Origin of the sequence: Citrobacter sp. 50677481 (assembly GCF_001463265.1) — a bacterium.
GTDB lineage: Bacteria > Pseudomonadota > Gammaproteobacteria > Enterobacterales > Enterobacteriaceae > Citrobacter_A > Citrobacter_A sedlakii.
The window spans coordinates 1-357 of sequence record NZ_LNHZ01000026.1 but is presented as its reverse complement, the minus strand read 5'-3'; the positions used below and the strand labels follow the sequence as shown (position 1 = coordinate 357).

At 66.7% G+C, this 357-nt stretch carries 1 protein-coding gene; it reads left to right on the top strand.

Translation table 11 applies throughout. From position 1 onward, the window contains the following. Nucleotides 1-57 precede the first annotated feature (57 nt). Nucleotides 58-357, top strand: a 300-nt coding sequence (locus APU02_RS05770; protein WP_239692851.1) for an Ig-like domain-containing protein, incomplete at its 3' end; no start/stop codon positions are given.

The window sequence follows — 357 nt, the reverse complement described above, 5'->3', positions numbered from 1 at the left end:
TAACCGGAACCGGAGCCACAGCCAGAACCCGAACCGCAGCCGGGCACCCCGCCATTTATGACCGACGATGAGGGCAACCCCATCGCCGACGGCGCCACCACCAGTGACAACACCCCGACCTTCGGCGGCAGCGGCGAGCAGCCGGGTGCGCAGGTGGTTATCCGGGACGGCGACACCGTCATCGGCGAAGCCGTCGTCGATGACCAGGGCAACTGGTCCGTCACCCCGGAGCAGCCGCTGGCCGACGGCGGGCACACCATCACCACCGAAATCACCCGTCCGGACGGTTCGCAGACCAGCAGCGACACCTCTCTGGTTGTTGATACCAGCGCTGAACCGCAACCTGAACCAGAACCG